Raw genomic sequence first — 14,135 nt, 5'->3', positions numbered from 1 at the left:
CGGCCCGGGACTTCAGTGCGTCCAGTAGTCCCGTTCCGGGAGTTCCACCCACACGTCCGGTGGGCCCGTCACCGGGCGGGGGTCGGTCAGGCGTAGGCCCGCGTAGGCGCAGGCGAAGGCCACCGCTCTGCCTTGGAAAAGGTACGTGAGCAGGACCTCTTCCGGTGTGTCGTCCGGGTTCGGGGTGCCGCCGCCGGGGTGGAGGTCCCAGCCCTGGGTGACGCCGTCGCGGGTGATGCTGCCCTGGTTGCCGCTCTTGGGGTTGGCGTACAGGCCGTAGGAGACGGTGCCGGTGGAGAGGCGGGTGTGGATGCCCGGCATCGACGGGGCGTATCCCCAGGGCTGGGTGAGGACGCAGCCGCCGGGGACCGTGGTGACGCCGACGATGTGGAGGGTTTCGTCGAGGTCGTAGTCGTAGGGGTTCTCGATCATGTCGGCCGTGTTCTCGGCCTGGGTCGGTGTCGCCTCCAGGCGGCGGATGGCCTCTTCGGCGTCGATGCCCGCCACGCAGGCGAGGCCCAGACCGTCGTAGGAGAGGTCGCCGAGGGCTGTGGTGAGGCACTCGGCCTCCGTGACGGCTGCCTGCTCGGGCCCGGTCAGGCCGGGCTCGGTCGCCGGGCGTGGGAACAGGTCCGGGGTGGGGCCGGCCAGGCTGAGGCGGCCCGGGGACCAGCCGGCGAGCAGGGGGCGCCAGGGGTCGGCGCCGGCCTCGGTGAGGGCGTGGGCGTTGTCCGCTCTGTTGGCGAGGACCGCGTCCCACAGGGCTGTCGTGCCGTAGGCGAGCGCGTCCACATCGGTGACCCGGCGGGCCAGTTCCGCCACGACCTCCGGTGAGCCGTAGGCCGCCGCCTGGTGCAGGGGGCTGATTCCGCCGTGCGACTCCGGATCCGCGCCCTGGTCGAGGAGGCGCCGGATGACGTCGATGTCCTTCCAGGTGCTCCAACCCACGCCTGTCCAGCCGTCGTTCGCACGCGTCATCGTGGCTCCCCGCCCTTGCCGGTCCCGTACCCACGCACACCCTCGCAGACGGCACTGACAACGCAGGCGGCGCAAGCCCAGGGGGCGTTACGCCTTCGTCTGCCGCTCCCACGCGGATCGGGTGAGTTCGTACTCGACCTCCCCTTGGCCGGAGCCCTCGATCGGCTCCGGCCAGGCGCTGTCGTAGGTCCGGACGAAGGTGAGGCCCGCCTTCTCCATCACGCTGCGGGAGCGGGCGTCGACCGTCATCGTGTTCGCGGTGATCCGCCGCGCTCCGAGGTCCGTGAAACCCTTGGCGATCAGGGCGCGTGAGCCTTCCGTGGCGTAACCCCGGCCCCAGGAAACCCTGTTCAGGCGGTAGCCGAGTTCCACGACCGTGGGGTCGTGCTCGTCGAGGGGCCGGAACTCGAACCAGCCGAGAAAGGTTCCGGTGGCCTTCTCCTCCGCGGCCCAGAAGCCTCGGATCCCCGTGCACGGGTGGGTGTGGAGGAGGCGGGGCAGGGTGTGGGTGCGGATCGTCTCCAGGGTCGTCGGCTTTCCGCCGTTGATGAAGCGTGTGACCTCGGGGTCGTTGTCCAGGGCGAGCAGGTGCTCGGCGTCGGTGCCGGTGTCGGTGAACGCGCGTAACGCGAGACGTTCGGTCTCCAGGAACAGGTGGGCGTCCATGCCTGGCCCTCCCTCCTTGTCCGGGCTCCGCCGTGGTCGGCGGATCGGGTGGGTCAGCGGGGCAGTCCCAGTTCGCCCGCTCGCAGCCCCGCCTGGAAGCGCGAGCCGGCTTCCAGCTCGGTCATCAGCTCGGCCACGCGGCGGCGGTAGGTGCGGAGTGAGAGGCCGAGGCGTCTGGCCGCCGACGCGTCGGTCAGACCCGAACCGAGGGCTTGGAGGATCATGCGGCCGTCGGCGTCCAGGTGGGGGACATCGCTGCGCAGGTAGGTGTCGAGATCGGGAGAACTGTCCCAGATCGCGCGGATCAGGGAGAGGACGCCCTCAACCAGATTCCGCGAGGTCGTCACCGTGTACTCGCGGCCGGTGGGGGTCTCCCGGCCGGCCAGGATCATCACCCGCCGGTCGATGAGGATCGTCTCGTGCGGCAGCGGCGAACCGCTGATCCGGACGAGCGCCCCCTCGCTCCGCACCAGCCGCAGGTGCGCGCGGGACTCCTCATCGGCCAGGGCCACCGGGCTGAGCAGTTTGTGGACGGACAGGGTCGGGGAGTCCGCGGCACGCACCCGGTTCGCGACCGCCGTCCTGGCCTCCGGCTGCGACCAGGTCCTGAGGTCCCGGGCGGCGCACAGGAACTCGGTCTGAACGGACGCGAAGAGATGACCGGCACGCGCGACCAACTCCGCGTCCCCCCGCACTGAGAACACCTGTTCCTTCGGCACCCCTCCAGTCTGGCAGCAGCCCGGCCGCTCCGGGGAGCCCCTCCGATACGGCCCGCCCTCCCCCACCTCCCGTGGCAGCAAGCTGCCACGGGCTCGCCCGGCGTCATCGCGGCGGACAGCATGAACCGCATGACGACCAAGACCTTCTCCCTCGGCGGAGACCTGACCGTCAACCGGCTCGGCTTCGGTGCGATGCGCCTGGCCATGGGCACCTTCGACGGTCCGACGCGAGACCCGGAGACCGGCATCGCGGTGCTCCGGCGCGCCGTGGAACTGGGCGTGAACCACATCGACACGGCCGGCTTCTACGGCCGGGGAACCGTGTGGGCCAACGACCTGATCCGGACGGCACTGACGCCCTACCCGCCCAGCGAGGATCTGGTGATCGCGACGAAGGTCGGGCCGCTGCCCGGACCGAACGGTGTGCCCAGCGGGCAGGCGACCCCCGACCAGCTGCGCGGACTGGTCGAGGGGGATCTGCGCTCTCTCGGTCTCGACCGGCTCGACCTGGTCTATCTGCGGGTGGGCGGGATCACCGGGCCCGGCGGCGAGTCGATCGCCGAGCGGTTCGCGGTACTGGCCGCGCTCCGGGACGAGGGGCTGATCCGGCACCTGGGCGTCAGCAATGTCGACGCGGCCCAGTTCGCCGAGGCCCGGGCCATCGCGCCCGTCACGGCGGTGCAGAACGAGCACGTCACCGGTGACCTGGGGCTGCTGGCGGAGTGTGAGGAAGCGGGCATCGCGTACGTGCCGTACTTCCCGCTCGGCGGTGGATACAGCCCCCTCGACACCGAACGCCTCGGCAAGGTCGCGGCACGGCTGGGCGCGACCGTCGCGCAGGTGCAGCTCGCCTCGCTGCTGGCGATCTCGCCGTCGGTCCTGGCGATTCCGGGCACCGGCTCCCTGGACCACCTGGAGGAGAACCTCGCGGCCAACGATCTCCGCCTCGGTGACGAGGATCTGTCCGAGCTGCGCGGCTGACGGGGGCGGGGCGGCGGGGCGGGCCTGCCTCCTGAGAGCCGGCGGGGCCGCCGTGACCGTCACAGGCACAGGCACCGGACACCGGCACCGGCACCGGCACCGGCACCGGCTAGCCTCGGATGTCCGGCATCGGGGCCGGTTCCGGCACGGCACAGGAGGCAGGCATGGCGAAGGTTCCCAGCGCGGTCGTCGCGGCGAGCGGTCTCGTCGGTGGGTACGGCGTGGCCCGCTGGACCAGGAAGCGACCGCTGGGCGGGGCCGTGCTGGCCGTCGCCGGTGCCGCGGCCGCTCAGCAGTGGCGGCGGCAGGCGGGCGGGACGGCCGCGGGGGCGCTGACCGCCGCGTATGTCGTCGCCTTCGGCGCCTCTCATCCGCTCGCCAAGAAGGTCGGAGCCTGGCCTGCCGTGTTCGGGGTGGCCGGGGCCGTCGCCCTGGCGTCGTGGGTGGTGGCGGACCGGCACGCCTGAGCCGCTGCCCGCCGGACTAGGCCCGGTGCGTCAGCACGTTCACCACCCGCCCGTTCGGATCCCGTACGAAGAACCGTCGTACGCCCCACTCCTCGTCCCGCAGCTCCCGTACGACCTCCGCACCCGACGCCACCACCTGCGCGTACACCGCGTCGACGTCCTCGACCTCCACGCTCAGGTCGGGGACGACGGGTGCGGTGCGTTCCTCGGTGAAGAAGCTGATCTGGGCGGTGGGGTTGGTGGGTGAGGCGAGGGTCAGCGCCCAGCCCAGGTTCATGGCCTCCTCGAAGCCGAGCAGGCCGTAGAAGTCCCGGTTCGTACGCATCGCCTCCTCGGACTCGACCTGGATGTCGGGGACGATCCTGCGGATGGTCACGGCCCTCACTCCTCACGCTCGCGTTCATGGTCACGGTCCCGGACCCGGTCTCGGTCTCGGTCTCGGTCTCGGTCTCGGTGCCGTTGATGCTCATGCTCGTGCTCACTGCACCGGGTCTCCAGTTTTCGTTATCGGTCGGCCCCTCCGCTCGTCTCCTCACCGTCCCCTGCCGCAGCCGCAGGCGACAGGCACAGACCCAGGCACGTGATCCGCCCCCGAGGACCGAAGAGGAATGCCGCACGTGACACGAGAGATCAGTCGCCGGAACATGCTCAAGGCCGCGGGTGTCGCGGCGGGGGCCGTGGGCGCAGGTACCGCCCTCGATGCCGGTACGCCCGCCGCCGCGGCCGGCACCGCGTTCGCCCACCCCGGCCTTCTGCACACCGGTGCCGACCTGGCGCGCATGACCGCCAAGGTGAGGGCGGGCGCCGCCCCCTACACCGCCGGGTTCGCCAAGCTGACCGCCAACCGTCATGCGCAGAGCGGCTGGACGGCCAACCCGCAGGCCACCGTGGTCCGCGGCGGCACCGGCCAGAACTACGCGACCCTCTACCACGACATCCACGCCGCCTACCAGAACGGTCTGCGCCACCACGTCACCGGCGACAGCGCGTACGCCGACACCGCCGTCGCGATCCTCAACGCCTGGTCGGCGAAGCTCACTTCGCTCGCCGGCAACGCGGACCGCTTCCTGGCCGCGGGGCTGTACGGCTACCAGTTCGCGAACGCCGCCGAACTCGTCCGGGACCACGGCGACTTCGAGCTCGGCCGGTTCCAGGAGATGCTGAGCGGCGTCTTCGCCTCGCTCAGCGACTCGTTCCTCGTCGAGCACAACGGCGCGGTCGTCAGCAACTACTGGACCAACTGGGATCTCACCGCGATGGCCTGCGTCCTGGCCACCGGCATCTTCTGCGACGACCAGGCCCAAGTCGCGCGTGCCGTCGCCTACTTCAAGCACGGCGAGGGGCTGGGATCCGTCAGGAACGCCATCCCCGTCGTGTACGACGACGGGCTCGGCCAGTGGCTGGAGGCCGGGCGGGACCAGGGGCACGCGCTGCTCGGTGTGGGACTGATGGGCACGTTCTGCGAGATGGCCTGGAACCAGGGCATCGACCTGTACGGCCATGACGACAGCCGCTTCCTCAAGGGCGCCCAGTACGTGGCCAAGTGGAGCCTCGGCGGCGATGTCCCCTTCACCGCCGACACCCGGGCGAAAGGTGCGGTCGACGGCTGGTCGGGGTCGGAGACCGTCACCGACGCCGCCGGTGTCGATCCGGCGATGACCCGGCCCATCTGGGCGATGATCGCCAACCACTACACCAGGCGACGGGGGATGTCCGCGTCCTATCTCACGCGGGCCGCCGCGAAGGCCGCGCCCGAGGGGGGTGGCGGGGACTACGGGCCCAACAGTGGCGGGTTCGACCAACTCGGGTTCGGGACACTGGCGTTCACGCGGGACAAGGGGGCGGACACGTCGCTTTCTTCGAGCCCGGTGGCGAGCGCCGGTTCGAGTGGCAGCGGCTCCGATGCCCGTCCGCAGGGTGTCGCGACGGGCACCCCGTCACCCTCCGCCTCCGCCTCTACCGCTGCCTCTGCCGAGGCCGGCGGGGACCTCGCGGCCACCGGTTCCGGTGACGTCGTCGGCTGGACCGCCGCCGCGGGGATCACCGCGGTCGCCGGTGGGCTGCTGTTCCTCCGGCGTCGGGACCAGGTGCGGCGGGGCGGCGCGGAATAGGCACCGCGGGCCCCACCTGCGCCACAGGCGCCCCGGGGTCCCGGCCCTACTTGCCCGCCTCCGTTGCCGGGCTCGCCGTCGCCGTCAGTGGTGTCGCGATGTCCTCCAGGGAGCGTCGTTCCGCGTGGACGGCGAGGAACGCCGCGACCAGACCGGCCGCGCACATCAGCGCCGCTCCGATCTGGAAGGCGAGGACCGTGTCGCCGACCTTGCCCGTGCCGGTGAGTTCGGCGAACAGCAGGGGGCCGCTGATACCACCGGCGGCGGTGCCGAGGGCGTAGAAGAAGGCGATGGACATCGCGCGGGTCTCCATCGGGAAGATCTCCGACACCGTCAGGTAGGCACTCGACGCGCCCGCGGAGGCGAAGAAGAGGACCGCGCACCAGCAGGCGGTGAGTGTGCTCGCGCTCAGGGAGCCCCGGTCGAAGAGCCACGCCGTGCCGAAGAGGAACAGGCCCGAGAGCAGATAGGTCGAGGAGATCATGATCCGCCGGCCGACCGTGTCGAAGAGTTTGCCCAGCAGCAGCGGGCCGCAGAAGTTGCCGAGGGCGATGACGGCGAAGTAGTAGCCGGTGCTGCCGGTCGGGACGTCGTAGAACGTCGTCAGGATCGCGCCGAAGCCGAAGGTGATCGCGTTGTAGAGGAAGGCCTGGCCGATGAAGAGGGAGAAGCCGAGGACGGACCGCTTGCGGTAGTCGGAGAAGACGGTGCGGGCGATCTCCAGGAAGGTGACGCCGCGGCGCTGGTGGATGGTGAGTTCACCCTCGGCCGGTGGGAGGGGTTCGCCCTGTTCGTCCTCGATGCGTTTCTCGATGGACGTGACGATGCGTTCGGCCTCCTCGTTCCTGCCGTGGATGAGCAGCCACCGCGGGCTCTCCGGGACGTGGCGTCGTACGACGAGGATGACGAGGGCGAGGACGGCGCCGAGGGCGAAGGTGAGCCGCCAGCCGACGTCCGCCGCGAAGATGTCGGTGTTCAGCGCGACGATCGAGAGCAGGGAGCCTCCGATGGCGCCCAGCCAGAAGCTGCCGTTGATCATCAGGTCGACCCGGCCGCGGTACTCCTTGGGGATCAGTTCGTCGATCGCGGAGTTGATCGCCGCGTACTCGCCGCCGATGCCGAAGCCGGTGAGGAAGCGGAAGACCAGGAACCACCAGGTGTCGAAGGAGACGGCGGTCAGCGCGGTCGCGCCGAGATACACCGCCAGGGTGATCATGAAGAGTTTTTTGCGGCCCCAGATGTCGGTGAGGCGGCCCCAGAAGAGGGCGCCGAGGCAGGCACCGGCCACGTAGAGCGCGGCGGCGATGCCGGTGACCTGGCCGGAGGTGATCGGGAGTCCGCTGCCGGGTTCGGAGAGCCGGCCGGCGATGTTGCCGACGACGGTGACTTCGAGGCCGTCGAGGATCCACACGGTGCCGAGGCCGATGACGACGGTCCAGTGCCAGCGCGACCACGGGAGGCGGTCGAGGCGGGCGGGGATGCTGCTGGTGATGGTGGGGCCGGTCTCGGCCGGGGCGGTGGTCATGGGCTCCCTCCTCGTCGAGTCGCGCGCGAGAACTTTCACCAAGTTCCCCCGACCAGCGGCTCTACGCCCCGGCGCCTCCCGCCGCCCCTTCCCGATCGCGCCCCGGCGCCCGCCGCGGCCCCTTCGGGGTCACGCTCCCAGGGCCCGCGACACCGTATAGATCAACAACCCCACCAGCGACCCGACCACCGTGCCGTTGATCCGGATGAACTGCAGGTCGCGGCCGATGTTCGCCTCGATCTTGCGGGTGGTGTGCTCGGCGTCCCAGCCCGCCACGGTGTCCGTGATGAGGGAGGTGATCTCGCCGCGGTAGGTGGTCACGACGTACACCACCGCGCCCTCCACCCAGCCGTCGACCTTGGCCTGGAGCCTCGGGTCGGCCGCCATCCGGGCGCCCAGCGACAGCAGGGAGGCCCGCACGCGCAGCCGCAGCTCGCTGCGCTCGTCCTCGGCGGCCGAGACGATCATCGAGCGTACGGCGGTCCAGGCGGAGGCGATCAGGTCCTGGACCTCGCCGCGGCCCAGCACCTCGCCCTTGAGCCGCTCGACCCGCGCGCGGGTGTCGGTGTCGGACTGGAGGTCGGAGGCGAAGTCGGTGAGGAAGCGGTCGAGGGCGCCGCGGGCCGGGTGGGAGGGCATGTCCCGCATCTCCACGCAGAACCGCAGCAGTTCCTTGTAGACCCGCTCGCCGACCCGCTTGTCGACGAACCTGGGGGTCCAGCCGGGTGCGCCGCCCTGGACGGCGTCCATCACGGAGTCGCTGTGCAGCTCCAGCCAGTCGTGCGCCCGGGTGACGATCAGGTCGACGGCCCTGTTGTGGCCGCCGTCGGCGACGATCTTCTCCAGCATCTTCCCTATGCCGGGCGCGATCTCCTGGGCGTCGGCCCGCCGGGTGATCGCCTCGCCGACCACGGCCTGCACGTCGGAGTCGCGCAGGACGGTCAGGGCGCCCCGGAGTGCGGCGGAGAGTTCGGCCGTCACCCGGTCGGCGTGGTCCGGCTCCGCGAGCCAGGCGCCGAGCCGGCTGCCGATGCCGACGGCCCGCAGCCGCTGCCGTACGACACCCTCGGAGAGGAAGTTCTCCCCGACGAACTCACCCAGGGACACCCCCAGTTGGTCCTTCTTGGTGGGGATGATCGCGGTGTGCGGGATGGGCAGGCCGAGCGGGTGCCGGAAGAGGGCGGTGACGGCGAACCAGTCGGCCATCGCACCGACCATGCCGGCCTCGGCGGCTGCGGCGACATACCCTGACCAGGCACCGGCGCCCTGGTGGGAGGCCCACTTGGCGAGGACGTACACCAGTGCCACGAACAACAGCATGCCGGTCGCGGTGAGTTTCATGCGGCGCACGCCGCGCTGCTTCTCCTCGTCGGCCTCGCTGAACGTGTTCATGGCGCGGTTCGTGGAGGTACCGGTGCGGGCATGCTGCCCCTCAGGCCGCCCGTCCGTACCGGTTGATCCCGTTTCCGTACGTTCCATCCGCTCCACCCGTTCGGTGATCCCTCACACATTGTCCCTTCCTGACCGACTCCTGGAACGGAACAAGAGTTCCCGGCGTCTGTCCGGTCGGGGGAACGTGGCGGGGTCCTGTCAGTTTTCCCCAGGTCCATGGCTCATCATGGGCTCATCAGATCGGAGCCTCGGGCTCCCATCGTCCGAGGAGAACAACACCGCATGACCCGGCGTCATGGCTACGCCCTGCTCGCCACGATCCTGGCCGTGATCGTGGCCCTTTCCGCCGCCATCTACTACGTCGGAGCGGCGACCGACACCGGCACGAACGACCGGACCGCGCTGACCGGTCCCCGTGCCCCGCGCAACTCCGCCGCCCCGGCCTCCACCGGCGTCTGGGTCGGTTCCTGGTCCGCCGCCCCGGCCGGCGCCGAACCCGGCACCGAGATCACCGGCATGGCGGGCCGCTCGGTGCGCAACGTCGTGCACGCGAGCATCGGAGGCACGAGTGCCCGCATCACGCTGTCCAATCTCTACGGCCAGTCACCCCTGACCATCACCCACGCCTCGGTCGCCGTCTCGGCCCGCACCGGCACCGCCGAGGCGACCGCGGCGACCATGCGGCGCCTGACCTTCGGCGGCAACACCACGGTCGTCGTCCCGGCCGGCAGGCAGGTGCTCAGCGACGCCGTGCGCATCGCGATCACCGCCGGTGACGACCTCCTCGTCACCACCTACTCCCCCACCGAGTCCGGGCCGGTCACCTACCACCCGCACGCCCGCCAGACCTCGTACGTCGCCGAGGGCGACCGCACCGAGGACCCGACCGCGAGCGCGTACACCGAGCCGACCGCCTACTGGCGCTATGTGACCGCGCTGGACGTGCTGAGCGACAACGCGGAGGGCACCGTCGTCGCGTTCGGCGACTCGCTCACCGACGGTGTCGGCTCCACCACGGACGCCAACAGCCGCTGGCCCGACCTGCTGTCCGACCGGCTGCGCACGACGATCCAGGCGGGCGGCGACCTGCCCCGCTACAGCGTCGTCAACGAGGGCATCGGCGGAAACCAGGTCCTCGCCGACGGCCTCGGCCGCCCCGCGGAGAACCAGGCCGGCGTGGACCGCTTCGCCCGTGACGTGCTCGGCCGCACCAACGTCAAGGTCGTCGTCGTCGACCTCGGCATCAACGACATCCTGCGCAACCCGCGCCTCGCCGACCCCGACGCGATCCTCGACGGCCTGCGCGCCACGGTCAGCCAGGCCCACGCCCGCGGCATCAAGGTCATCGGCGCGACCCTGATGCCCTTCGGCGGCCACCGCGGCTACTCCGACGCCCGCGAGAACGTCCGCCAGGCGATCAACGCCCAGATCCGCGCGGGCACGGTCTACGACGCCGTCGTCGACTTCGACAAGGCCGTCCGCGACCCCTACGACCCGCGCCGGATCCGCGCCGACTACGACTCGGGCGACCATCTCCACCCGAGCGACAAGGGGTACGCGCGGATGGCCGCGGTCTTCGACCTGGCCGACCTGGAAGGGGCGGCACCCGCGAAACTGTAGGGCCGTGGAGGGCGGCAGGGCGGCGCGGTCAGTACTCGTCGTGGCGGCGCCGGTCCCGTTCCTCCCGGCGCCCCTCGCGGCGCTCCTCGCGCTCGCGCCGCCGCTCCCGCATCAGGTCGTGGTGCCCCTCCAGCATCCGCTGGTGGGCCTCGCGCACCTCGTCCCGGTGGGAGTCACCGAGCTCCCGCCGCGACGACCTGCGCTCCAGCTTCTCCTGACGGCGCTCCTCCTTCAGCCGCTGCCGCTCGGCCCGCGTGACCTTGCGCTCCACGCCGACCCCGCCCCAGAAGGCGAAGCCCGTCACCACCACGCGCGGGGCGCCCGGCTCACCCGGCACACCCTCCTCGCCCTGGTCGAAGCCGCCCATGATGCCGATGCCGCGCACGACGACCTCGACGCCGGGCGGCACCACCACCGACATCCCGCCCATGATCGCCACGCAGTTGATCACGACCTCGCCGTCGGCGAAGTTCGCCTCCCGCAGATCGAGTTCGCCGCCGCCCCAGAACGCGAAACAGTTGAACCGCTTCGGCACCGTCCAGCGGCCCCTGCGCTGGAACCCCGACATGACGGCCACCGCCCACGTCGACGACCCCTCGCCGCCGACGATCCGCCCCGCCCAACCCCCGCTCCGATCAGGCTCCTTGGTCATCGAGACCCGGGGCGCGGGCGCGGCGCCCGAGGCGGCCGGCAGGTCCCGGGTGATCGGCGCGAGTTCGCCGTACGTCCGCGCCTTGTACGTGGCGTCCAGGCGCTCGCCGAACTCCTCCATGTCGAGACGCCCCTCCGCGACGGCGTCCCGCAGGATCTCGGCGACTCGTTCACGATCGGCGTCGGAGGCGCGCAGCTCCGGGGCATCCTCGGTCATGTACAGCAGCCTACGAGTTCCGGGCGGCGGGCACTATGCGGTCGCCGCCCGGTCCGGCGGGGGTTCGGACGTGTCCCCCTTGGCCGTGCCGCCTTCGGGCGGGCCCTCCTCGGCCACGCCCCCGCCGGCCCTGCCTCCCAGTGAATGCAGCATCTTGGCGATCACCGCCTCGATGTCCGGCTCCCGCACCGACAGGTCCACCAGCGGGTACTCCGCCGCGATCCGCGCCACCAGCGGTGCCGCCGACTCGGACGCCGGGAACGCCAGCCACTGCCGGGGCCCGTCCACCTTCACCACCCGGGCCGGCGGCGGCGCCTCGATCGGCGGCAGTTCGCGCTCCAGGTCGACCACCAGGACCCGCTCGCTCTCCCCCACCTCGTGCAGACCGGTGAGCGGACCGTCATACATCAGACGCCCGTGGTCGATGACCATCACCCGCGAGCACAACTGCTCGATGTCCTGGAGATCGTGCGTGGTCAGCAGTACCGTCGTGCCCTTCTCGACGTTCAACTCCCGCAGGAACTCCCGCACCCGGACCTTCGACACGACGTCCAGGCCGATCGTCGGCTCGTCGAGATAGAGCACCTCCGGATCGTGCAGCAGGGCCGCCGCGATGTCGCCCCGCATCCGCTGGCCGAGCGAGAGCTGCCGTACCGGCACGTCCAACAGGTCGCCCAGTTCGAGGAGTTCGACGAGCCGGTCGAGGTTCTCGCGATAACGGCCGTCGGGGATGCGGTACATACGGTGCATCAGCCGGTACGAGTCGATCAGCGGCAGGTCCCACCACAGGGTCGTACGCTGCCCGAACACCACCCCGATCCGGTGCGCGAGCCGCGACCGCTCCCGGGACGGGTCGATGCCCGCGACCCGCAGCCGGCCGCCGCTCGGGGTCAGGATGCCGGTGAGCATCTTGATCGTCGTCGACTTCCCGGCGCCGTTCGGCCCGATGTAGCCGACCATCTCGCCACGCGACACGGTGAAGGAGATCGAGTCGACCGCCCGCACCCGACGCCGCTCGCTCCTGAGGAAGCCGGTCTTCTTGCGCACGTCGAAGACCTTCTCGACGCGGTCCACCTCGATGAACTGATCACCCACGGTCCCTCAACTCCCCGTACTCCGATACGACCGCAGCCCGGCCCGCCAGGCCAGCCCCGCCAGCGCACAGCAGGCCACCGCCACCAACGGGGACGTGAACGCCACCCACCCGGGCAGCCCCAGCGGATAGGGCCGCCCCAGCACATAGGTCCCGGGCACCCAGTTCACGAAGGCGAGCGGCAACACGAAGGTCACCCCGCGCACCAGCTCCGTCGCGAAGAGCGTCGGCGGGTACTGCAACAACGTCGTACCGCCGTACGTGAACGCGTTCTGCACCTCCGCCGCGTCCTGCGCCACGAACTGGAAGGCCGCGCCCGCCACGAACACCGCGCAGAAGATCCCGAAGCCGCTCACCAGCATCACCGGCATCAGCAGCACCTTCGCCACCGTCCAGTCGATGTCCACGCTCACCAGGGCCCAGCCCAGCACCAGCACCCCCTGGAACGTCCGGCCCAGGCGGCGCAGCGCGAAACGGTCGGCGGCCATCTGCGCGAGCGCGGGCGCCGGACGCACCAGCAGCGTGTCCAGCGTGCCGTCGCGGACCCGCTGCCCCAGCCGCTCGATCGAGCCGATCGCCAGGTCTGCGGCCCCGAACGTGGTGCCGGACAGGCCGTACAGGAAGGCCAGCTCGGGCAGCGAGTAACCGCCCAGCGCGTCCACCTGCGAGAACATCAGCAAGATCGCGACGAACTCCAGTGCCGTCGTGGCGAAGCTCCCGAACGCGGTCATGGCGAAGGAGGCCGGGTACGCCATCGTGGAGCGGATCCACATCGCCGCGATCAGCCGGTACGCGCGCAGCCCCTCGGAGAGCCGCCCGGGCCGCTCAGCCACCCTGGACCACCACCCTGCGCGTCGCCGCCGACTGCACCAGCCGCCCGGCCGTCAGCAGCGCCACCGCCCACGCCCCCTGGAAGGCGTACGTCCGCCACGGGTCGGCGTGCCCCAGCAGCACGTCCGCCGGCGCCTGGAGCAGCGACGACCACGGCAGCATCCGTACGATCTCGCCGAACACGCCCGGGAACACGTTCAGCGGCAGCAGCATCCCGGAGAAGAACCACCCCAGAAGCCACGCCATCTGCACCACCCCGGCCCCGTCCAGCAGCCAGAACGCGGTCAGCGCCACCAGATAGCGGATCGCGAAACTGACCAGCACCGCGAGCACGACCGTGCCCAGGAAGGCGGCCCAGACCAGCGGGTCCGAGGGCAGCGCCAGCCGGAACACCAGCGCCCCGAACACGAAGGGCACCACCCCGCGCCCCAGCAGCTCGAACGCCGCCCGCCCCAAGTCGGCTGCCATCCACCACAGTTGGAGGTCCACAGGGCGGTACAGGTCGACCGCCACATCCCCCGTGCGGATACGCTCCATCAGCTCGTTCTCGACACCGCCGCCACCGGAGGCGACCGTCTTGAACAGCGACTGCCCGATCCACACATAGGTGAGCGCCTCTGCCAGCTCGTACCCGCCCAGCCGCGGCCGCTCGTCCCACAGCGCCGTGTACGTGTACACGAGGATCACCCCGAAGACGGTGTTCGTGAACACCCCCGCCAGCGTGGCCGCCCGATACGTCGCGTACCGTCGGAAACCCCCCGCCGCGACCGCCGCGTACAACCGCGCCGCACCCACGGAAACCGTCCTCCCCGCCTCGCGGACACCGAAGCGGAGGAGCCTAGTCCACGGCCTGTGTGCCACGCCACGCAATTTCCGGGCAAGCG

At 71.1% G+C, this 14,135-nt stretch carries 14 protein-coding genes; 4 read left to right on the top strand and 10 right to left on the bottom strand.

The window, feature by feature from the left end; translation table 11 throughout:
- Positions 1-12 precede the first annotated feature (12 nt).
- From ACZ5VD_RS00720 to ACZ5VD_RS00710, 3 genes are all read right to left on the bottom strand, one after another.
- Complete coding sequence (locus tag ACZ5VD_RS00720; protein WP_468679830.1) at positions 13-978, bottom strand: ankyrin repeat domain-containing protein; 966 nt, start codon at positions 976-978, stop codon at positions 13-15.
- Between the two features lie 87 nt (positions 979-1,065).
- Entirely contained in the window at positions 1,066-1,644 is a 579-nt protein-coding gene (locus ACZ5VD_RS00715) for a GNAT family N-acetyltransferase (protein ID WP_468679827.1), read from the bottom strand.
- A 53-nt stretch (positions 1,645-1,697) separates the two neighbouring features.
- Positions 1,698-2,363 carry a DNA-binding response regulator gene (locus tag ACZ5VD_RS00710; protein WP_468555368.1) on the bottom strand — a complete coding sequence of 222 codons (666 nt, stop codon included), beginning with the start codon at positions 2,361-2,363 and terminating at the stop codon, positions 1,698-1,700.
- Between the two features lie 129 nt (positions 2,364-2,492).
- On the opposite strand from ACZ5VD_RS00710, the gene ACZ5VD_RS00705 reads away from it, so the two are divergent.
- Positions 2,493-3,344: an oxidoreductase gene (locus ACZ5VD_RS00705; protein ID WP_468552971.1), complete on the top strand. Its 852-nt coding sequence runs from the start codon at positions 2,493-2,495 to the stop codon at positions 3,342-3,344.
- 164 nt (positions 3,345-3,508) lie between these two features.
- A complete protein-coding gene (locus tag ACZ5VD_RS00700) occupies positions 3,509-3,811 on the top strand; it encodes a hypothetical protein (protein WP_468552970.1) in 303 nt (100 codons plus the stop codon).
- Between the two features lie 16 nt (positions 3,812-3,827).
- Here the strand turns inward: ACZ5VD_RS00700 and ACZ5VD_RS00695 are convergent, their stop codons facing one another.
- A complete protein-coding gene (locus ACZ5VD_RS00695) occupies positions 3,828-4,187 on the bottom strand; it encodes a VOC family protein (protein WP_468552969.1) in 360 nt (119 codons plus the stop codon).
- Positions 4,188-4,455: 268 nt separating this feature from the next.
- On the opposite strand from ACZ5VD_RS00695, the gene ACZ5VD_RS00690 reads away from it, so the two are divergent.
- Positions 4,456-5,922 carry an alginate lyase family protein gene (locus tag ACZ5VD_RS00690; RefSeq protein ID WP_468680926.1) on the top strand — a complete coding sequence of 489 codons (1,467 nt, stop codon included), beginning with the start codon at positions 4,456-4,458 and terminating at the stop codon, positions 5,920-5,922.
- A 46-nt stretch (positions 5,923-5,968) separates the two neighbouring features.
- On the opposite strand, the gene ACZ5VD_RS00685 is transcribed toward ACZ5VD_RS00690, so the two are convergent.
- Together ACZ5VD_RS00685 and ACZ5VD_RS00680 are read right to left on the bottom strand one after the other, a co-directional pair.
- A complete protein-coding gene (locus ACZ5VD_RS00685; RefSeq protein WP_468552968.1) occupies positions 5,969-7,447 on the bottom strand; it encodes an MFS transporter in 1,479 nt (492 codons plus the stop codon).
- A gap of 129 nt (positions 7,448-7,576) precedes the next feature.
- Positions 7,577-8,926: a DUF445 domain-containing protein gene (locus ACZ5VD_RS00680; RefSeq protein WP_468679825.1), complete on the bottom strand. Its 1,350-nt coding sequence runs from the start codon at positions 8,924-8,926 to the stop codon at positions 7,577-7,579.
- 195 nt (positions 8,927-9,121) lie between these two features.
- Here ACZ5VD_RS00680 and ACZ5VD_RS00675 point away from each other — a divergent pair, with 195 nt between their 5' ends.
- Entirely contained in the window at positions 9,122-10,459 is a 1,338-nt protein-coding gene (locus ACZ5VD_RS00675; RefSeq protein WP_468679823.1) for an SGNH/GDSL hydrolase family protein, read from the top strand.
- Between the two features lie 28 nt (positions 10,460-10,487).
- Here ACZ5VD_RS00675 and ACZ5VD_RS00670 read toward each other — a convergent pair whose 3' ends face one another.
- From ACZ5VD_RS00670 to ACZ5VD_RS00655, 4 genes are read right to left on the bottom strand one after another with little or no spacing between them, the layout of a single operon-like run.
- On the bottom strand, positions 10,488-11,327 hold the full coding sequence (locus ACZ5VD_RS00670) for a DUF1707 SHOCT-like domain-containing protein (protein WP_468679821.1): 840 nt from the start codon (positions 11,325-11,327) through the stop codon (positions 10,488-10,490).
- A gap of 33 nt (positions 11,328-11,360) precedes the next feature.
- Complete coding sequence (locus tag ACZ5VD_RS00665) at positions 11,361-12,422, bottom strand: ABC transporter ATP-binding protein (RefSeq protein ID WP_468679819.1); 1,062 nt, start codon at positions 12,420-12,422, stop codon at positions 11,361-11,363.
- Between the two features lie 6 nt (positions 12,423-12,428).
- Complete coding sequence (locus tag ACZ5VD_RS00660) at positions 12,429-13,193, bottom strand: ABC transporter permease (RefSeq protein ID WP_468680924.1); 765 nt, start codon at positions 13,191-13,193, stop codon at positions 12,429-12,431.
- Positions 13,194-13,245: 52 nt separating this feature from the next.
- Entirely contained in the window at positions 13,246-14,046 is an 801-nt protein-coding gene (locus ACZ5VD_RS00655) for an ABC transporter permease (RefSeq protein WP_468552963.1), read from the bottom strand.
- Between the last annotated feature and the right edge of the window lie 89 nt (positions 14,047-14,135).

The sequence above is a fragment of the Streptomyces sp. NPDC032822 genome (assembly GCF_055578825.1).
Note: the sequence above shows the minus strand (reverse complement) of the source record. Positions and strands in the feature narration are given on the sequence as shown.